This is a genomic window from Fictibacillus barbaricus (assembly GCF_031457135.1).
GTDB classification, from domain to species: Bacteria; Bacillota; Bacilli; order Bacillales; family Fictibacillaceae; genus Fictibacillus; species Fictibacillus barbaricus_A.
This window is the reverse complement of the sequence record NZ_JAVDWA010000003.1, coordinates 379,367-398,275: the sequence shown is the minus strand read 5'-3', so window position 1 is coordinate 398,275 and position 18,909 is coordinate 379,367. Positions and strand designations below refer to the sequence as shown.

The window sequence follows — 18,909 nt, the reverse complement described above, 5'->3', positions numbered from 1 at the left end:
CATCTGATTACTTCGATTGTTGTTTAATTTTAAGTGCGATTCCTTGTTTGAGCTGCTGGATCTGATCTTCTCGATGTAAATATAGTTTCTGTGCTTCTTCATGTGTAATTTCAACAAAACTTACTTTGTCGCCAGGTTTCAGCTGCGCCATGAGGGAATGATCGACGCTTGCGATCTGTCCGATTTTTGGATAGCCGCCTGTTGTTTGCCGGTCAGCTAAAAGGATGATCGGGTTTCCTTCTGAAGGCACTTGGACCGTCCCAAAAGTTACTGCTTCAGAGAGCATCTCTTGTTCGTTTTCAAGTTCGAGCTTCGAACCTTTCAAACGGTACCCCATACGGTCTGACTTGGATGTGATTTCAAAGGGTTCAGAGAAAAATTTTATCTGGCTTTCTTTTGTAAACCAATCATATTGTCTGCCTTTTATGACCCGCGCTTTCGGCTTAGATTCAGAAAGTGTCATAAACTCTGAGGCGATTGACCATGTTACTTGGGCAAATTTTTCTTCTTCACTTTGATCAGCCAATAGACTTGCAATTTGCTGAGAAAGTTCGCTCGATTTCCCAATCTCCAAGACATCGTCGGCTAACAAGGCTCGTCCATTAAAACCGCCAATTCCAGCACGGACATATGTGGATTTGCTTTCCATCACATCGTTCACTGTATATCCGCCTGCCACGGCCAAGTAAGCGCGGCAACCGGTTTTGCAGCCGCCGAATTTCAGCTTGCTGCCGGCACGAACGAACACAGGTCTCCATAGTTTCACAGAATTACCGTCGATTTTAGGGGATAGGTCTCCACCGCAAATGGAAATGAGCGCATCTTTTTCAAATTCCATATCAGGACCGAGCAATGTCAGTTCCAATGTGGCTGCATTTTCATCATTGCCAACTAACAGGTTTGCTATCCGGTGTGCGGTTTGATCCATTACACCGCTTGCGATCACGCCGAATTTTTGATAACCGTAACGTCCTAAATCCTGCACACTTGTGAGGAGTCCAGGTTTTGTAATTTTAATCATTCTCGTTCTCCTCCCAATTCTGAAATTCTTCTATGGTGATGGGTTCGAATTTGATTTTGTCTCCTGCTTTTAACAAACTTGGCGATTCGCCGTTTGGGAGAAAAAGGGCTCTAGGCGTTTTGCCGATCAGCTGCCAGCCGCCAGGCGTTTCGATAGGATAGACGCCAGTTTGTTTTCCTGCGATACCGACTGAACCAGCTGGAATCTTCAGGCGCGGATCCTTTCTTCTCGGAGCCGCAATTTTTTCTGACATTCCGCCGATATAAGGGAATCCTGGCGCAAAACCAATCATGTAGACGAGGTAATCGCCGTTTGAGTGGATCTCGATCACTTCTTCAGGCGTCAAACCGTTATGTTCAGCAACTTCCTCCAAGTCAGGACCAAACTCTCCGCCATAGCAGACGGGAATGGTGACAACTCTTGCTTCTGTGTCTTCTCCAGCGTTTAGATTCTTTAACAAGGAAATAAGCTGTTTCGCAACATTTTCGTATGGCAATTTCTCAGAATTGATTTTCATAGGATCATAAAATACAGAAACCGTTGTGAATCCTGGCACGTATTCGATCATCCAGTCGTATAGATTTTCATCGAGTGCTTTTGAGACCGTTTTCACTTTTTGGTGTGTGTCGAGGTTAATATCTGTTCCGAGTTCAATAATGACGGCTGTATCGCCTAAAGGTTCCAAAGTAAAATCCATAAATGCAAAGCTCCTGTCTATATATGTCAATAATTCAGAATGTTTATTTAATTTTGTATATGTTATAGAAGTATAAAGAAGGCTGTATAAAAATTCAATGCAAACTCTGATAATCTCACATGCAATTATTGCTAGTCCGAAAAATCTTGTTTTTCCACATTTTTATTTATTCCCGATTTAAAAGGTTTCGAATCGTAAGCCCTAATTTTTAATCGTGGGCGTTACTTTATGCTTTTTAATGAAGCTTTTCTCCTAAAACTCTTTGCTCATGTTTCGGCTCATACGTACATACAGGTAGCTTAAATTTAAACAAGCGTTTAAACTAATAAGAAGAATCCTTGTTATTTTGCGGTTTTATTTAGTAGAAATAGTAACTATCCTAAATGGGGAGTGTGACATCATGTATAATGAGCCGATATTTTTAAAACCTGTTTTCAAAGACCGAATCTGGGGCGGCACAAAGCTTCGCGAAGAATTTGGCTATGAGATTCCGACTGAAACGACTGGCGAGTGCTGGGGAATTTCCGCTCATCCGAATGGTCCGAGTACGGTCATGAACGGTCCATTAGCGGGCAAAACGCTGGATGTCTTGTGGAACGAGCACCGAGAATTGTTCGGTAATCAAGAGGGTAATGACTTTCCATTATTGGTAAAAATTTTAGATGCTAAAACGGACCTTTCTGTTCAAGTTCACCCTGACGATGCGTACGCGCGCGAAGTTGAAGGGGAGGCGTTCGGCAAAACAGAATGCTGGTATGTCATCGACTGTGATCCTGGTGCGAAACTCGTATACGGTCATCACGCTGATACGAAGGAAGAATTTAAGCAGATGGTTGAGGAAAACAAGTGGGACGAACTGCTTCGTACAGTTGAAATCCAGCCAGGAGACTTTGTATATGTACCAAACGGAACGATCCACGCGATCGGTGCGGGGACGATGATCCTTGAAACACAGCAGAGTTCAGATGTGACGTATCGTGTGTATGACTACGATCGCCGCGATGACGAAGGAAATCCGCGCGAGCTTCATATTGAAAAATCGATTAAAGTCGCGATGATTCCGCATGAGGACGCAAGCTTCAGCCCAGTGCGCACCGCAGTCAGTGATTTGAACGTCAGAAAACTGGTTCAAGAAAATTACTTTACCGTTTATCGCTGGACTTTAGAAGGGACTGCCGGTAAGATCGACAACCCTCATTACTTGCTCGTGAGTGTTATTGAAGGGCAAGGCGAAATAAATGTGGGTGATGAGACTTTTTCTTTTGAAAAAGGTGACCATTTTATCGTGCCATCGACAGTGAGCCGGTTTGGATTGCGCGGAAACGCACGATTTATCGCGTCCCATCCGACGGTTTTATGAAAATAGGTTTAAGAGGTAAACCAAAACTGCGGTTTTGGCTTCTTTTTTGTTGATTTAAGGTCTCAGTTTAGTGACTTTATGTTCTCTATGAGCAAAATGGAGTTTTTTTGAGCAAAAACGATCATTCTATGAGCAAAAACTGAAATCTATGAGCAAAAAACAAATTCTATGATCAAAACCTTCATTTCTATGAGCAAACGTGTAATAAATAAAAAAACACGTACCGTAAAAAACCGGCCATTCCATAATGAAAAGCCCCTTAATCGCAAGGGGCTTCCTCATTTTACTTCTGAACTTCCGCCGTTGATTCACGTTTTATTAGCTTGGCAGGCAACAGCAGTTCTGTCATCGGTTCACCTGGATGATCAAGACGCCAGATGAGCTGTTCGACCCCTTTTCTTCCATAAAGCTCTAGATCGATATCCATCGTCGTCATTTTCGGGTTCGCGAGTCTTGAAAGCTGACCGTTATCAAAGCTGCTTACCGAAACATCCCCCGGAACATTCAATTCTTTTTGCTGAAGAGCAGACTGTACGAAAAATCCAAGACCGTCGTTCACACAAAACCACGCGGTCGGCTCCCCGACAGCAGAATCAACAAGGTCACGCACCGTATCTTCCCTTTCCGTAACAGAAGAGAAAATAATCTCATTTACTACTGATAGATTGTGTTCCTGAAGGGCGAGTAAATACCCTTCCAAACGCTCTTGATAACTCGGCGAAAGTTTGGCATTGCCTACGAATGCTATTTTTTCGTGTCCCATATCGATTAAATGCTTAACTGCCGTATAGGCTCCGAATCGGTTGTTCGTCAAAATCGCATCGGCTTGAATGAGCGGGTGATGGTGGTCAATTGTCACGGTTGGAATGCCAGTTGCGATAATTTTATTAATATAATCCGTACTGATGTGCGACAAAACGAGCACGCCATCGACCTGTTTGTTTTTTATAAAAGATGGAAGTGTCAGACTGTCCTTCGCTTCATTACTGATCGATTGGATCAGCACATTAAGACCTTGGCTGGCGGCTTCTTTTTCAATACTTAAGTAGATCTTTCCGAAAAAACTTTGTAAGGAAAACGCCAAATCTGATGCGATCAGACCAATATTTCCAGTTAATAATGATTTTGATGACGCTTGTTGATTTTGATAGGCGTAGCCTAGCTCTCTAGCCGTTTCTTCTATTTTTTTTCGTGTTGCAGGGCTAACACCTGGTTTTCCTGATAATGCTTGAGATACAGAGTTTTTTGAGATGTTCAGCTTATCGGCAATGTCCTGCATCGATATTTTTTTAGCCATAGTGTATACAAACCTTCCGAAATAATGTTTTTGTCACGTTACAAAATAAATATACTGTAAAAGGCAGATAAAGTAAACAAGTGAAGTGTAAGGTGACAACCTAATATAAAGCGGAACATCTGTTAGAGGCAAGTTCATCCGATATTTTCTCTGTGTATCATCTTATGAAATTGTCAGAAAAATAATTTGACAGCATTATCGATTCATGTAATAATCGCATTACGCAAAGTTACAAAAATTAATTACAATAGTTACAAATTGCGGAATTTGTAATGTTACTGGTTTATTTTTTTTGCAAGAAATGATAGCGCTATCATAACCGTCAAGGGGGAAATAAGGATGAAGTTTAAAAAAACCGCGTCACTGATTTTAACCGCATTACTTGCAGCATCAGCGCTTGCTGGTTGTTCAAAAGGGGACGGTAAATCTGCTGACGGAAAAACGACCATCGAATTCTGGGCAGCTCCAAACCCGACACAGCAAGTGTATTGGAAAGAGATGGCGAAGGAATTTGAGAAAAAGAATCCGAAGATCGACGTTAAAGTGAGTCCTATTAAAGAGAGCCCGACATCAGAAGCTAGCATCCAATCGGCGATTGCCGGCAAGAGTGCTCCGACGATGTCTGAAAATATCAACCGTGGTTTTGCGGCACAGCTCGCTGAAAGTAAAGCGCTCGTTCCACTTAACGAGATCGAAGGCTGGGACAAGCTAATCAAAAAACGTAACATGACAGACACGATCAAAACGTGGAAATTCTCAGATGACAATCAATATGTCATGCCGATCTATTCAAATCCAATGCTTTTCGGCTGGAGAATCGATGTTTTAAAAGAGCTCGGGTATAACGAGCCGCCGAAAACGTACAGTGAAGTAATCGATGTCACGAAAAAGCTGAAAGCGAAATACCCTGATAAATATTTATGGGCAAAAGGTGATCTTGCAGATCCTACGGCTTGGAAGCGCTGGTTTGACTTCTTTATGCTGTATGACGCAGCATCAAATGGCAACAATTTTATCGAAGGTGACAAGTTCGTCGCAAAAGATAAAGCAGGAGAAGAAGTCCTGAAGTTTATGGATGATCTCAGAAAAGAAGATGGTTTATTAACGAAGCAAGCAACTGATCCGTTCGAGAGTGCACTTGGCATTTTCACTGACCTTGGTCCATGGACATTCAGCTATTGGGAAGAAAAGTTCCCTGAGATGAAGTATAACAAGAACTTCGCATTATCATTACCGCCTGTTCCAGACGGTCAGAGTACAAAAAATGTGAACACGTTTGCTGATACGAAAGGAATTGTTGTATACGCATCGGCAACTGAAGACGAGCGAAAAGCAGCTATGAAGTTTATGAATTTCGTGTATTCGAATCCTGAAAACGATCTGAAGTGGCTTGAAACGACGAAGCTTCCGCCAGCACGTGATGATCTTTCAAGCAATGAATCGTTTAAAGCGTTCTTTGATAAAAATCCGGAGTTGAAGCCATATGCTGAAGCTGTTCCGAATGCGATTCCGGCGATTGATAACGCAAAATTCAATGAGCTCCAAACACATATTGGCCGTTTGGCAGTAAACCCTGTCGTGAAGGGAGAAGTCGATCCTGAAAAAGGCTGGAAAGAGATGAAGAAGGCCATAAAGGAGGAACTTAAAAAATGATGAAAAAGAACGGGACGGGCTGGCTATTCGCCAGTCCTTACCTTTTATATGGGATCATTTTTTTCGCGGTACCGTTGATATGGTCCCTCTATTTGTCAATGACCGACTGGAACTTGATCTCTCCGGTTTACAACTTTAAAGGGATTGATAATTTTATAGAAGCAGTGAAACATCCAGGTGTTCAGGCTGCGTTTTTCGTAACGTTCAAGTTCATGGCAGCTTTCGTTCCGATGGTCATTGTTTCATCAACTTTAGTAGCGCTCGTGATTCACGGGCTTCCTAAATTCAAAGGGCTGTTTTTAATCGGATTTTTCCTTCCTTATTTGGCGTCAGGTGTTGTTTCGTCGCTAATTGTAAAAGGATTGTTATCACAAAACAGTGCACTTAACGTCTTCTTACGAGGTATTGGAATAGATATCGACTGGCTGAGTACGCCACTATCCGCATTATTAGTCGTTGCGGCGATCATCGCGTGGAAATTTACCGGTTATTACGCGCTCATTCTGACGGCTGGCTTTGAGAGCATCAGTAAGGATGTGTACGAAGCAGCGGCGATCGATGGCGTTTCATCTTCACAACGTTTTTGGAAAATAACGTTGCCATTGCTGTATCCTGCTCTTTTTACCGTTTTGATTTTATCGATCGGTGTCTCTTTCGGTATTTTCACCGAGGTTTATCAGTTAACGGGCGGCGGTCCGAACTATGCGACAAACACATGGCAGATGGAAATTTTTAAACAAGCGTTTACGAACTTAAGTGCAGGCTACGCGTCAGCTGTTGCCATAATCGCTTCAATCGTGACGTTCGCTGCGATATTGATCATTAGAAAATTATTAGAGATATGGGGGAAACGTAATGGTTGGGTCTAAGAAAAATTTAACTTTTCGCTATATCATCGCGTTCGCGCTGCTCATTGTTATGGTCTTTCCGTATCTCTATATGGTACTCAATTCGTTCGCAGACTGGACGCAGGTTGATAAAAAAATAGTTCCTGCAAATTTCACCCTTCGATCGTATGAATGGCTGTTTTCTGGCGGAGAGGCTGGAATCGCAAGACCTTGGCTGCACGCATTCTTTAACAGTGTGATCGTGTCGACCCTTTCGACAGCACTCATGATGGCAACCGGTGCGATGGTGGCATTTGCTCTCGCCAAGATGGAATTCAAAGGCCGGAATTTTATTAACAATGCGGTACTGTTTCAAATGTTTTTCCCGGCGATCATATTGCTGATCCCGACATTTTTGATCGTCCAGAACGCTGGATTATATGACACTTACATGGCGATGATTTTGCCGAAAGCGCTTAGTCTATGGGCTGTTTTCATGTACACGAACTTTTTTCGGGCGATTCCGGACACGTTTATTGAAGCAGCAAAGCTGGATGGTGCGTCGAACTTTCAAATTTTATATAAAATCGTGCTTCCGATGTCAAAATCAATCACGACCGTTGTTTTCCTGTTTTTGTTCATGGAAAGATGGACGGAATTATTGTGGGATATGATTGTCGTCCGAAGTGACAGCATGCTGACGCTGAATGTTTTGTTATCACAAATGTTCGGTCCTTACGGTGGTTATCCAGGTCCGATGTACGCAGCATCCGTCTTACTGACGGTTCCGATCATCATCTTATTTCTATGCTTTTCAAAACAATTCAAAGAAGGCATGCAATTCACGCTTAAATAGAATGAAGGAGAAAGTGATATGACGAAAACGTGTGCGGTATTAGTGGAAGAATTTTTGGAGAAAAGTCAGCCAGTGAATCCAACAAAATTGAAGTTTACGGGTGTTGGCGAGCGTGATGTTTATAACATTACAGCTCCATTTGAAGACGATGGTGAACCTGTCATCGCCGGACGTGTAGAATCACGTGACAGTGAACATTCAAAAGTGTATTTTTTCGTGAACCGAGATAGTGTTTGGACACCGAGAGAAGGTGCTCCAATATTAGAACTTCAGGACCCGTTTGTGACGCGGATTGCTGGAGAGTTGGTACTTGGCGGTGTGGAGATTTTTCCGCACCCGACGAATGCAGACGCACTGAGCTGGCGTACATCATTTTATAAGGGAGCGTCCATTTCCGAACTAAAACCTTTTTTCAAAGGACCAGACGGAATGAAGGACCTACGCGTTGCCGAGCTAAAAGACGGAAGCGTTGCTGTGCTGACAAGACCTCAAGGCGAAAAAGGCGGCAGAGGGAAGATCGGATTTGCCCGAATACCTTCATTAAAAGAGTTCAGTGTGGAAGTGGTTGAAGAAGCACCATTACTGGAAGGTCAGTTTGGAGAAGGTGAATGGGGCGGTGCAAACGAGCTGCACATTTTAGAAAATGGAATGATCGGCGTCCTCGGACACATCGCGAGCTTTGATGAAGAAGAAAATCGTCATTATTATCCGATGGTCTTTTTGTTAAATCCTGAGACAGGCGAGCATTCTGAAATTCAGTTGATTGCGATACGTGATGATTTTTTAGAAGGCGCATCAAAACGTCCTGATTTAGTGGATGTCGTTTTTAGCGGTGGTCTGGTACGAAAAGACGACGGCACAGCTGACTTTTATGCCGGAATAAGTGACGCAGAAGCACATCGAATCACGATTTCCGATCCGTTTAACCAATTTGAAAAATAAGGGGACATGCAGCATGAATGTATATCGATATGAAGAAAATCCTCTCGTTACGCCTGTTGACGTAAAGCCGCACCGTGACGATTTTGAAGTGATCGGCGCGTTCAATGCCGGGATCGCCAAATTTGAAGACGAAGTTATTATGCTTTTGCGCGTTGCTGAACGACCAATTAGTAATGACTCTAACGTCGTGAAAGCTCCGGTCTATAATCATGAAACGGATGAACTGGTGATTCATGATTTTAACTTAGATGATGAACAGTATGATTTTTCGGATCCGCGTGTGATCTGTGAAAAGAAAAATGGTAAGAGCTTTTCTTATTTAACTTCTCTTTCGTACATTCGTCTTGCGCGCAGTAAGGACGGGCGTAATTTCTCGATTGATGATAAACCATTCATTTATCCATCGAGCGAACTCGAGACGTTCGGCATCGAGGACCCGCGTGTAACGCAAATGGGCGACACGTACTATATTTATTACAGCGCCGTTTCTCCGTATGGAGTTGGCGAGTCACTCGTGTCGACAAAGGATTTTGTGAACGTCGAGCACCACGGAATGATCTTTTGCCCGGAAAACAAAGACGTGTTAATTTTTTCTGAAAAAATTAACGGAAATTACTACGCGCTTCACCGTCCTGTTCCGAAAAGCACGGGCAGACCGGAAATCTGGATCGCGGAATCTACGAACCTGTTGCACTGGGGCAATCACAAGCATCTGATCGGATTGCGTGAGGGGATGTGGGATAACGGCCGCATTGGCGGAGGGGCCGTTCCGATTAAAACGGAAAAAGGCTGGCTGGAACTGTACCATGGTGCTTCAAAAGAAGACCGGTATTGCATGGGCGCTGTTTTACTAGATTTAGAGGATCCGTCAAAAGTGATTGCCAGATCGGAAAAACCGGTACTCGAGCCGGAAGCCGATTATGAAGTAGAAGGATTTTTCGGCAATGTCGTGTTTTCATGCGGTGTTTTGGTAGAAGGAGACACTGTGAAAATGTATTACGGGGTTGCAGATACATCGATGGCATGCGCGGAGCTCAGTTTACAGGAGATTTTGGACTCTTTGACGTATTTATAGGATAAAGTGGATGCCAAAACGGCGGTTTTGGCTTCTTTTTTGTGGTTTGAAGCCGTCTATGAGCAAAAACTGTCATTCTATGAGCAAAACAACAATTCTATGAGCAAAACAGCATTTTCTATGAGCGAAACAACAATTCTATGAGCAAAACCAGCGTTCCTATGAGCAAACATGTAACAGAAAAAAATCACGTACCGTAAAATAACCAACAATGAAGCAAATAATGATAAAATTCCTTTAACGAAAGGAGCGATCCTTATGATCTTAGGCGCGATTGAAGCAGGAGGCACAAAATTCGTATGCGGAATCGGCAACCAGAATGGAGAGATTCTAGAGAGAATCACCATTCCAACGACGACTCCTGCAGAAACACTTAAACAGGTAATAGAATTCTTTCAAGGAAAGCAAATCGATGCGCTCGGCGTCGGTTCATTTGGTCCGGTAGATCTTAATCCAGTCAGCCCTACATACGGGTTCATCACGAGTACTCCGAAAAAGAACTGGAATTCCTTTAACCTTATTGGTGAGCTCAAAAAACATATAAACGTTCCGATTGGATTCGATACAGATGTGAACGCGGCTGCTCTCGGTGAGATGGAGTGGGGAGCGGCGAATGGACTTGATAGCTGCCTTTATATGACGGTTGGCACTGGGGTCGGAGTCGGTGCGATAGCAGAAGGACGGCTTATCCATGGGATGCTGCACCCAGAGATGGGGCATATCCTCGTCCGGCGTCATGAAGATGATTCTTTTCAAGGATGCTGTCCATATCATGGGGATTGTTTAGAAGGAATGGCGGCGGGTCCTGCAATCGAATCCCGATGGGGTCAAAAGGGAAGCGAATTAGAATCGAATCCTAAAGTATGGGAGCTCGAAGCCTATTACCTGGCGCAAGCACTCGTAAACTATATTTTGATTTTATCGCCAAAGCGTCTAATTTTAGGTGGAGGAGTCATGAAACAAGAGCACCTTTTTCCGCTCATCAGGGAAAATGTTGCCAAACTATTAAACGGCTATATTAAACATGAAAACATTTTTGGAAAAATAGATGAGTACATTGTTCCACCTGTACTAGGTGATAATGCGGGATTGTGCGGAGCGTTAGCGCTTGCGAAAAGATTATGAAATGTTTAAAAGCCCCTTAATTAGCTCGAGGGGCTTTTTCCTATTAAACAATTGTTTAACTTACAGACTATCGAGATCATATTTTGTATGTCTTCCAGAACTAGAAACAGGAAGGTTAAGTGCCTTTAGGAGATATTTAGCAGAATGACGGGAGGAAATCTGGAGAAAATCGCAGCATTCACGATTGGTGATACTCGAACTTAGCAACAGTGCATACCCCTTTAAAGCCTCTATATGAGCATCTTTACTAAAATAAAGACATTTCTTGCAAAACCACTGATGTCTCATTCGATCCATCGGGAGAGATTCACATTTTGGGCAAGCGACACCTTTTAACAAATCTTTTTCTGAATAAGAAAATAGCTGAAACAGGTCAGAGCTATTTTGAGTATGCTGCTTCAATAGCTGGCGATATAGCTTTTTGATCTCTTTTTTTGATATTTTTTCTTCCTTATACTTATTTTGATATTGATGGAATCTGGCAAGGAGGTTTGAGCTGTGAGTAACGATTTTGGAGATGTTTGCTTTTTCAGGAATGGTCTTTATGCGTGTATGAGGGTTGCTAATAATCACGAGCGATTCGATGGGGATATCAGTAATTCGATGGCGTTTCAGCCATTCTTTGAAAAGAAAGGTTTGACGATAAAGCTGCGAGATCGGATCCGGGAACGTTTCCTCAACACCGTTCAGTATGCGTATGAGCTGGTGGAAAATCCGGTCGAAAATTAAGGTGCCAGCCATATTTTTCACTTCTATAATTAGAAAAAAGTTGGATGTCAGAATGAGAATGTCGAGTTGAAAATAACTAGATTTTCGTGGAATGCGGAGGTCATGGAAAATAAAGCAGTCATCTTCGGGGAGCATTTCTAAATGGAAGTCTAACGATTTTTCACCACGATAACCGGCAAGACTGATCGCCAATTCATCTTCAACACCCTTTCTTATTGGAGAAACCATCGCTGTACGCTTAAGAATTTCTCTTAACTTCTTAATTTTTATCGATTCTGTTGCTTCTTTTACAATCATTGCATCACTCCTTACTGATTTTTATAACTTTTTCTCCTTTAATAAGTCATTTCCCTTTCTATTTTAGTAAAAAATAACTTGAGGAAGACATCTGTGTGCATAATTAGGATTCTATGAGTAAAAAGTGAATTTCTAGGAGCAAAAGTGGAATTCTATGAGCAAAAACAGCAGTTCTACGAGCAAAAACCATCATTCTATGAGTAATGTTGTAACAGCTAGCAGAACACGTACCGTAAAATGATTCATAGTCTAAATCCAGCTAGTAAACAAGGCCTAAATATCGAGAATAATATCAAAATATTCAAAAAGTACTATTGAAACCGTTTTCAATTATGATTATAATAATTTTATTGAAACGTTTCAATAATTTGTAAAGGTTTTTATTTTTTTCTTGTTAATTGAAACGTTTCAACGAGTACTTGAATACATTTTTTTACTTATTTTTCGAAACGTTTCTACAGGCGCTCGCACGTGTGCATCCTGCTGTTTAAACTCTAGTAATCTCGGTCCTAAAGGGAGGGTGGTAGTTGGTTACTTTAAAAGATGTTGCGAAACGCGCAGGTGTCAGCGTTTCAACCGCATCCTACTCAATGAACGGAAGCCCTCTTATAACATCAGACACGAAACAGAGAGTTCTCGATGCGGCCAAGGAAATCGGGTACCGCACGAACGGGTTGGCCAAAAACCTGAAAGAAAACAAGACAAACATCATCGGATTGTTTTTGAGTGGTTTTACGGGTCCATTTTTCACCGACATGATGGAGGGCATTCAGGATGTCGTCATACAGAATGGTTATGAGCTTGTCGTGTATGCGTCCGATGACACGCACCGGCTCCTCGTTGAGCGTTATGTAGATGGGGCAATCATACTCAACTACCACATGGATGATGAGTTCCTAATATCGCTCGCGAACGAGAAACTTCCTTGTGTAGTACTCGATCGAGATCTTCAAAACGAGCACATTAAGCCAGTGCTCCTTCCAAATGAGCTAGGTTCCGCTATGGCAGTCGATCATCTCGTAGAAAAAGGACACCTTACGATCGGTTACATGGCAGGATCAGAAGAATCGTATGATGGCGAGGCGCGGTTAAAAGGTTTCAAAAAAGCGCTCCAACAGCACGGTCTGTCCTTTTCGCCTGAAGACCACCTTCTGCGTGCTGAATTTACGGAGTCGAGCGGATATACCGAGATGCGCGATTACATAAATGGCCATTCAAGCCGCATACCGACCGCTTTTATTTGCGCGAATGACGAGATGGCGATGGGCGCGGTCAGGGCGATTCAGGAGAAAAATCTCAAAGTGCCAGACGATATTGCGATTATTGGATTTGACGATATCTATGTTTCACAGTACTTCAACCCGTCATTAACGACGATCAAAGTACCTCGAAAAGAGTGGGGAATTGCCGCTGCACAAACTTTGTTTAAAATGCTCGGTCAGCCTCAAGAATCCGAACCAAGTCCGATCCAGGTGGAATGGATGCAGCGGACTTCCGGGTGATGACCTGAGATTCATTTTAATAAAAGGCTATTATCTAAAAGATTGTTGCTTTTTGCTTGTTCATTCTCATCATTGAAAAGTTGATTGGAGTGCAAGGTGCGAGACTCCTGCGGGATCAGCGGGACAAGAGAGACACTTAAAGGTGCGCAGCGCCAATGTGGCTCACCGCGCGCCCCGCGGAAAGCGAGCATCCTGTAATGTAAATCAACTACTTTCAAGAGCAACAAAGCTTAAGAAAACAGCCTAAATAAAATAAAAATTAATTGGGGAGTGATAGCAATGAAAAAGATTTTATCGCTTTTAGTAGTTTTAGGACTTGTTCTCTCGATGGCTGCGTGCAGCTCAGACAAGAAAGCAAGCTCAGATGGGGAAGCTGGCAAAGAAAAGGTAACGATTAAGTTTGCGAGCTGGACACTTGGAACAGAAAAAGAAAACAATCTGGACCGTCAGATGATCAAAGCGTTCGAAAAGAAATATCCGAACATCACAGTAAAAATTGATGAGTCGATCAGTACGACAGATTGGAATGGAACACTATCGGCAGCAGCGAGTGCTGGGAAAATGCCAGACGTTTTTGCATTACCGCAAATTCCACTTTCATTATCCAATGACTGGCTGATGGATGTTACAAAAATGACGAAGGATGACAAAGATTTTGCGAACGTGCCAAAGGCTGTTCAAGAATCTGAGATGTACAACGGTAAAGTGTACGCGATTCCTTACGCACAGCATTTCTTAGGTTATTTTGTAAACAAGGATCTATTCAATGCAGCGAACTTGGATTATCCGGAATACGGGATGTCAGTTGATGAGTTCACAAAAGCAGTTAAGGATGTAACAAACGTAAACAAAGGTGTTGTAGGACTTAATCAGCCGTTCTCAGTTGAAGATTGGTACCCTGCAGCTGTGAACAAAGACATGGGCTGGTACACATTGAAAGATGGCCAATATTCATTAGACAGCAAAGAGTTCATTACAGGTATAAACCTTGCTAAAGAATTCGCAACAAACGGATACGCTTATGAAACATTGAAAGACGATCAAAAAGCAAACTTCAAAGGTGAAAATCCGGAAGAAGTATGGATGAATGGCGGAATCGCACTTAAATTTGACGGAACATGGGGAACGACAAATTTAGTTGAGAACGCAAGCTTTGATTGGGATTATATCGGATTGCCAGGCGGAACAACGGGTCTGACAAATGACTTTGTTGGAATCTCTAAAACAACGAAACACGCAAAGGAAGCTTACCTGTTCTCTAAATGGATGTCTTTCGGTAAAGAAGGCTTCACGAAACGTATGAATATCGCAGACAAAGAAGGAAAAGCGCTAAACACACTTCCGATCAATGCGGACAAAGAAATTCTTGATCAATACTTTGACATGCTAGAAGTGCCAGGGATCAAAACAGCGTATGACAATCTCGATAACGCGCTTGTTGAGCCAGTTAAAACAGTACCAGGCTATGTAGATGCAAGATGGGAAGCGCCAACTGGTGTGAAAGTTGGAGAAGAACCTAACGCGAAAGTTGCTGTATTAATGGACAACATCGTAAAAGGCGACTTGAAGATTGAAGATTATGCAAAACAGCTTGATCAATTAGCAGACCAAAAAAGCAAAGAAGCAAAAGAGGCTTTAAAAGATAAATAAAGCCAACGTTTAGGGGAGGTTAAAAAAGTATGAAGTTTTTTAAAAGATTCGTTTTGTCGGTTATTATGCTGTTCTTGATCTTTCCATATGGTTTCGCATCTGCTGAAAATAACAGTAATGATAAGCCTGTCAAACAAGTCGTGGAGGAAAACTATCATACTGTCCTCAAAACGTGGGAAAAAGAAGGAGTAAAGGGCGTCTCAGATTTTGAGACGTCCATCTCTCCTTCCCAATTCCTAAAGGTAAACGAGAAAAATCTCCTGCCTGAAACAGAGAGCATGGGATATGATGATCGTGTTTTCTATTGGCATAACCAAGAATCCGCTGCATACGAAATCGATGCACCAAAAGACGGATTGTATGAACTTTCATTTGATTATTATCCATTGAACAAAGAGGTTGTTCCAATAGAGGGCGCAATCCAGGTGAACGGAAAGTATCCATTTTACGAGAGCAGAAGAATCGTCTTTCCTTCCGAGTGGAAAAATGACCGCGATAAATTTCAGAAAGACCGGTTTGGAAATGACATGATTCCGAAGCAAATCACGGTTCCGAAATGGATGCATGTGAGTGCAGAAGACGCGAGCCAGCTGCAGTCTGGGCCTTTAAAGTACAGACTGAAAAAAGGAAAAAACACGATTGAGCTCGCAAACCTTAGCGGTGAGATGCTGCTCGGCAAAGTGTCCGTTCATTCGCCTATTAAACTGCCAACGTATAACGAGTATCTAGAAAACTATAAAACCCAAAAACAAGTAAGTACAGTCGTAACACAAGAAGCGGAAAAAAATTATACGAAAAATAGCTCTTACATACGGCCTGAAGCGGCCAATGATTCATCCGCTTTTCCGAAAAACACGAAAAACTTGCTGCTCAATGTACTCGGAGGGGATTCGTGGGATTCGAGCGGACAGTCGGTGAACTGGAGAGTAAATGTTAAAAAGGACGGCCTTTACAAGCTGACGTTCAAGGTTCTCCAAAACAAGGAAACAGGCGGACCCGTGTTCAGAAAACTGCTGATCGATGGAGAGATTCCTTTTTCAGAAGTGGCACCGATTTCCTTTGATTTCAACAAAAAATGGTCAAACATTACATTATCAAATAAAAAAGAGAAGCCTTATTTGTTTTACCTGACAAAAGGACAGCACGAAATCGGATTAGAAGCAGATGCTTCACCTGTTGAACCAGTGATTCATACGACAAACGACATTATGAGAGAGATAGAAGAGCTCACACTTGAGATTCGAAAGCTTACGGGCAACCAAACAGATGCTTCTCGTGGGTGGAAGATCAGCGAGTTCATTCCAGGTATTGATAAAAAGTTAGCAGGCTGGGCGGATCGTCTCGAAAAAGAACGTGACTACCTCAGAAATCTCGATTCATCGAAAGAGGATTCAAAGGATATTGTGTCTCTCCAGATGGCGATTAAAAAGCTAAGAGCGTTAAGCAAAAAGCCAAATGAAATACCAAGCAGGCTTACTGAGCTGTCAGAAGGATCATCATCTGCCGCTCAAATGCTCGGAAACATATTAGAGGAACTGCCAAAACAGCCGCTGCAGATCGACCGGTTTTATGTGCACGGCGGAGACAAAGATCTGCCGGACGCAGAAGCAGGATTTTGGGAAAAATTATTCGACAGCGTGAAAAAATTCTTCCTTTCTTTCTTTTCCGATAATTATTCGGCGAAAGAAACGGACGACCAAACGCTGGAGGTATGGGTAAACCGGCCGCGTCAATATGTGGAGCTTCTTCAAAATTTATCGGATCAAAACTTCACGCCGAAAACTGGGATAAAAGTAAAATACTCGATCATGCCAGAAGAGCAGAAGCTGATTTTAGCAAGTGCGGCACATAAACAGCCGGACCTTGCACTAAGCATAAGCAACTGGCTGCCTTACGAGCTATCGATTCGAGGAGCTTCCGTTGATCTTCATCAATTTGATGATTTTGAAGCGTTCAGCAAGCAGTTTTCACCGGGATCATTTCTGCCGATGATGGTTGGAGATAAGGTGTATGCGATGCCTGAAACACAAGACTTTTTTGTTCAATTTTACAGAAGAGATATTTTAGAAGCGTTAAATATCCCTGTTCCAGATACGTGGGACGACGTGATCAGCATTTTGCCGGAGCTGCAGCGCTATGGAATGAACTATTACACACCGATGGCGGGTGCTACAGGGTTTAAGCCGTTCCAGGCAACGACGCCTTTCATCTACCAGTTTCATGGTGACCTGTATGGAAAGAACGGAATGAGTACTGCGATCGGAAGCGAAGCGTCGTTAAAAGGGATTCAGTTCATGACAGATTTGAACACGATCTACAGCATGCCGCTTCAAGTACCGAATTTTTACAATCATTTCAGGTATTCGACGCTTCCGATCGGGATCGCGAATTTTACGACCTATATACAGTTAAAATCAGCCGCTCCAGAAATCGCGGGGTGGTGGAATATTTCGCCGCAGCCAGGTGTTAAGCAAAAAGATGGAACGGTTGAGAGATGGTCACCGGGATCTGGGCAGTCAGCGATGATCTTTAAAGGCACGAAGGATAAGGAAAAATCGTGGAAGCTTTTAAAGTGGTGGCTTTCTGAGGATACACAAACCGAGTTCGCGACATCTCTGCAGACGATGTACGGACCAGAATACATGTGGAACACGTCAAACATCGAAGCATTTAAGAAGCTTCCATGGCCGGAGGAAGATAAAAAGACAATCTTAAAGCAGTGGGAGTATTTGCACGAAGTACCGAAAAATCCAGGTTCTTATATGATCGAGCGGGAGCTGAGCAACATTTGGAACCGAATCGTATTTGACGGTGTGAATACACGATCGGCAGTGGACGATTCTGTAATCTCGATCAACCGGGAGATCAGCCGGAAGATGGAGGAGTTTGGATATATGAAAGACGGAAAAATGGTCAAGCCGTATCCGATTCCTACTATAGAAGAAGTGAAAAGTTGGGCAGGCGATAAAGATGAGAAATAAAAAACGAGACCATTCACATTGGATCTTTCTAAGTCCTTACATTATTTTTTTTACGACGTTTATCATCATACCTGTTGCAGCAGCAATCTGTTTATCGTTTACGTATTTTAATGCAATCGAGAAGCCGACGTTCATCGGACTTAGCAACTATGTGGGACTTATCACACAAGATGAGGTCTTTATGCAGAAGGTATTGCCGAATACGCTTACCTTCGCGCTGATCGTAGGTCCTGGCGGGTACATTCTTTCCTTTATCCTCGCTTGGGCACTTGCTCAAATTCCGAGTAAAATGAGGACGGTTCTGGCGCTGATCATCTATTCACCGTCAATGACAGCGGGTGTTGCGATGGCAGTTGTTTGGACGATCATTTTCAGCGGTGATGAAACAGGATATTTGAACAGTATATTGATCACGTTAGGCGTTCTGCTTGAGCCGGTTCAATGGCTGCAGTCTCCTGAATATTTAATGAAGATCATGATTTTTGTCACACTCTGGGGAAGCATGGGTGTTGGATTTCTTGCCATGCTCTCGGGTGTGCTGAACATCAATACCGAAATTTATGAAGCCGGTTATATTGACGGAATCAACAACCGTTTTCAAGAAATCATTTATATTACGATCCCGTCCATGAAGCCACAAATGCTTTTCGGCGCCGTGATGGCGGTCGTTGGAACGTTTCAGGCAGGTGCGATCGGTGTCGCTCTATCGGGCGCAAATCCGACTCCGCAAAACGCAGGCCAGCTCATGGTAAACCACCTGGAAGACTATGGTTTCATCCGCTATGAAATGGGCTACGCGGCAGCGATTTCCGTTGTTCTCTTAATCGTTGTCTACGCGTTTTCGAAAGTAGCTTGGAGACTGTTTGGAGAAAAAGACTAACAACAAGGAGTGAACGA

Annotated in this window: 15 protein-coding genes; 11 read left to right on the top strand and 4 right to left on the bottom strand. The window is 42.9% G+C overall.

Annotated features, from left to right (window positions below; translation table 11 throughout):
- Positions 1 to 7: 7 nt before the first annotated feature.
- Both J2X07_RS10970 and pxpB read right to left on the bottom strand, forming a co-directional pair.
- Positions 8 to 1,021 (bottom strand): biotin-dependent carboxyltransferase family protein, encoded by a 1,014-nt coding sequence (locus J2X07_RS10970; protein ID WP_310258750.1) that lies wholly within the window; start codon positions 1,019 to 1,021, stop codon positions 8 to 10.
- Complete coding sequence (pxpB, locus tag J2X07_RS10965) at positions 1,014 to 1,718, bottom strand: 5-oxoprolinase subunit PxpB (protein ID WP_310258749.1); 705 nt, start codon at positions 1,716 to 1,718, stop codon at positions 1,014 to 1,016. The genes J2X07_RS10970 and pxpB overlap by 8 nt, the downstream gene beginning before the upstream one ends.
- Positions 1,719 to 2,118: 400 nt before the next feature.
- Between pxpB and manA the strand changes: the two genes are divergently transcribed.
- Positions 2,119 to 3,078: a mannose-6-phosphate isomerase, class I gene (manA, locus tag J2X07_RS10960; RefSeq protein ID WP_310258748.1), complete on the top strand. Its 960-nt coding sequence runs from the start codon at positions 2,119 to 2,121 to the stop codon at positions 3,076 to 3,078.
- A 283-nt stretch (positions 3,079 to 3,361) separates the two neighbouring features.
- On the opposite strand, the gene J2X07_RS10955 is transcribed toward manA, so the two are convergent.
- Complete coding sequence (locus tag J2X07_RS10955) at positions 3,362 to 4,375, bottom strand: substrate-binding domain-containing protein (protein ID WP_310258747.1); 1,014 nt, start codon at positions 4,373 to 4,375, stop codon at positions 3,362 to 3,364.
- A gap of 339 nt (positions 4,376 to 4,714) precedes the next feature.
- On the opposite strand from J2X07_RS10955, the gene J2X07_RS10950 reads away from it, so the two are divergent.
- The 6 genes from J2X07_RS10950 to J2X07_RS10925 all read left to right on the top strand — a co-directional run bounded on the left by J2X07_RS10950 (position 4,715) and on the right by J2X07_RS10925 (position 10,853).
- On the top strand, positions 4,715 to 6,028 hold the full coding sequence (locus J2X07_RS10950; RefSeq protein ID WP_310258746.1) for an ABC transporter substrate-binding protein: 1,314 nt from the start codon (positions 4,715 to 4,717) through the stop codon (positions 6,026 to 6,028).
- Complete coding sequence (locus tag J2X07_RS10945) at positions 6,028 to 6,897, top strand: carbohydrate ABC transporter permease (RefSeq protein ID WP_310259034.1); 870 nt, start codon at positions 6,028 to 6,030, stop codon at positions 6,895 to 6,897. The genes J2X07_RS10950 and J2X07_RS10945 overlap by 1 nt, the downstream gene beginning before the upstream one ends.
- A complete protein-coding gene (locus J2X07_RS10940) occupies positions 6,884 to 7,711 on the top strand; it encodes a carbohydrate ABC transporter permease (protein ID WP_310258745.1) in 828 nt (275 codons plus the stop codon). Before J2X07_RS10945 ends, J2X07_RS10940 begins: the two co-directional genes overlap by 14 nt.
- Positions 7,712 to 7,729: 18 nt before the next feature.
- Positions 7,730 to 8,653 carry an MTP-1 family protein gene (locus J2X07_RS10935; protein ID WP_310258744.1) on the top strand — a complete coding sequence of 308 codons (924 nt, stop codon included), beginning with the start codon at positions 7,730 to 7,732 and terminating at the stop codon, positions 8,651 to 8,653.
- 13 nt (positions 8,654 to 8,666) lie between these two features.
- Entirely contained in the window at positions 8,667 to 9,728 is a 1,062-nt protein-coding gene (locus J2X07_RS10930) for a BtaManbiosPhlase (RefSeq protein ID WP_310258743.1), read from the top strand.
- A gap of 258 nt (positions 9,729 to 9,986) precedes the next feature.
- A complete protein-coding gene (locus tag J2X07_RS10925) occupies positions 9,987 to 10,853 on the top strand; it encodes an ROK family protein (protein ID WP_310258742.1) in 867 nt (288 codons plus the stop codon).
- Between the two features lie 60 nt (positions 10,854 to 10,913).
- Here J2X07_RS10925 and J2X07_RS10920 read toward each other — a convergent pair whose 3' ends face one another.
- A complete protein-coding gene (locus tag J2X07_RS10920; protein WP_310258741.1) occupies positions 10,914 to 11,879 on the bottom strand; it encodes a nuclease-related domain-containing protein in 966 nt (321 codons plus the stop codon).
- Positions 11,880 to 12,406: 527 nt separating this feature from the next.
- Between J2X07_RS10920 and J2X07_RS10915 the strand changes: the two genes are divergently transcribed.
- From J2X07_RS10915 to J2X07_RS10900, 4 genes are all read left to right on the top strand, one after another.
- Entirely contained in the window at positions 12,407 to 13,381 is a 975-nt protein-coding gene (locus J2X07_RS10915) for a LacI family DNA-binding transcriptional regulator (RefSeq protein ID WP_310258740.1), read from the top strand.
- A 279-nt stretch (positions 13,382 to 13,660) separates the two neighbouring features.
- Positions 13,661 to 15,031 (top strand): ABC transporter substrate-binding protein, encoded by a 1,371-nt coding sequence (locus J2X07_RS10910; RefSeq protein WP_310258739.1) that lies wholly within the window; start codon positions 13,661 to 13,663, stop codon positions 15,029 to 15,031.
- 29 nt (positions 15,032 to 15,060) lie between these two features.
- Complete coding sequence (locus J2X07_RS10905; RefSeq protein WP_310258738.1) at positions 15,061 to 18,012, top strand: extracellular solute-binding protein; 2,952 nt, start codon at positions 15,061 to 15,063, stop codon at positions 18,010 to 18,012.
- Positions 18,002 to 18,892, top strand: coding sequence for a carbohydrate ABC transporter permease (locus tag J2X07_RS10900; RefSeq protein ID WP_310258736.1), 891 nt, complete (start codon positions 18,002 to 18,004; stop codon positions 18,890 to 18,892). Before J2X07_RS10905 ends, J2X07_RS10900 begins: the two co-directional genes overlap by 11 nt.
- Positions 18,893 to 18,909 lie beyond the last annotated feature (17 nt).

What these genes read in the sequence shown, in the direction of transcription:
- J2X07_RS10970 (WP_310258750.1), bottom strand. Translation starts at nt 1,021, where the DNA reads ATGATTAAAATTACAAAACCTGGACTCCTCACAAGTGTGCAGGATTTA.
- pxpB (WP_310258749.1), bottom strand. Translation starts at nt 1,718, where the DNA reads ATGGATTTTACTTTGGAACCTTTAGGCGATACAGCCGTCATTATTGAA.
- manA (WP_310258748.1), top strand. Translation starts at nt 2,119, where the DNA reads ATGTATAATGAGCCGATATTTTTAAAACCTGTTTTCAAAGACCGAATC.
- J2X07_RS10955 (WP_310258747.1), bottom strand. Translation starts at nt 4,375, where the DNA reads ATGGCTAAAAAAATATCGATGCAGGACATTGCCGATAAGCTGAACATC.
- J2X07_RS10950 (WP_310258746.1), top strand. Translation starts at nt 4,715, where the DNA reads ATGAAGTTTAAAAAAACCGCGTCACTGATTTTAACCGCATTACTTGCA.
- J2X07_RS10945 (WP_310259034.1), top strand. Translation starts at nt 6,028, where the DNA reads ATGAAAAAGAACGGGACGGGCTGGCTATTCGCCAGTCCTTACCTTTTA.
- J2X07_RS10940 (WP_310258745.1), top strand. Translation starts at nt 6,884, where the DNA reads ATGGTTGGGTCTAAGAAAAATTTAACTTTTCGCTATATCATCGCGTTC.
- J2X07_RS10935 (WP_310258744.1), top strand. Translation starts at nt 7,730, where the DNA reads ATGACGAAAACGTGTGCGGTATTAGTGGAAGAATTTTTGGAGAAAAGT.
- J2X07_RS10930 (WP_310258743.1), top strand. Translation starts at nt 8,667, where the DNA reads ATGAATGTATATCGATATGAAGAAAATCCTCTCGTTACGCCTGTTGAC.
- J2X07_RS10925 (WP_310258742.1), top strand. Translation starts at nt 9,987, where the DNA reads ATGATCTTAGGCGCGATTGAAGCAGGAGGCACAAAATTCGTATGCGGA.
- J2X07_RS10920 (WP_310258741.1), bottom strand. Translation starts at nt 11,879, where the DNA reads ATGATTGTAAAAGAAGCAACAGAATCGATAAAAATTAAGAAGTTAAGA.
- J2X07_RS10910 (WP_310258739.1), top strand. Translation starts at nt 13,661, where the DNA reads ATGAAAAAGATTTTATCGCTTTTAGTAGTTTTAGGACTTGTTCTCTCG.
- J2X07_RS10905 (WP_310258738.1), top strand. Translation starts at nt 15,061, where the DNA reads ATGAAGTTTTTTAAAAGATTCGTTTTGTCGGTTATTATGCTGTTCTTG.
- J2X07_RS10900 (WP_310258736.1), top strand. Translation starts at nt 18,002, where the DNA reads ATGAGAAATAAAAAACGAGACCATTCACATTGGATCTTTCTAAGTCCT.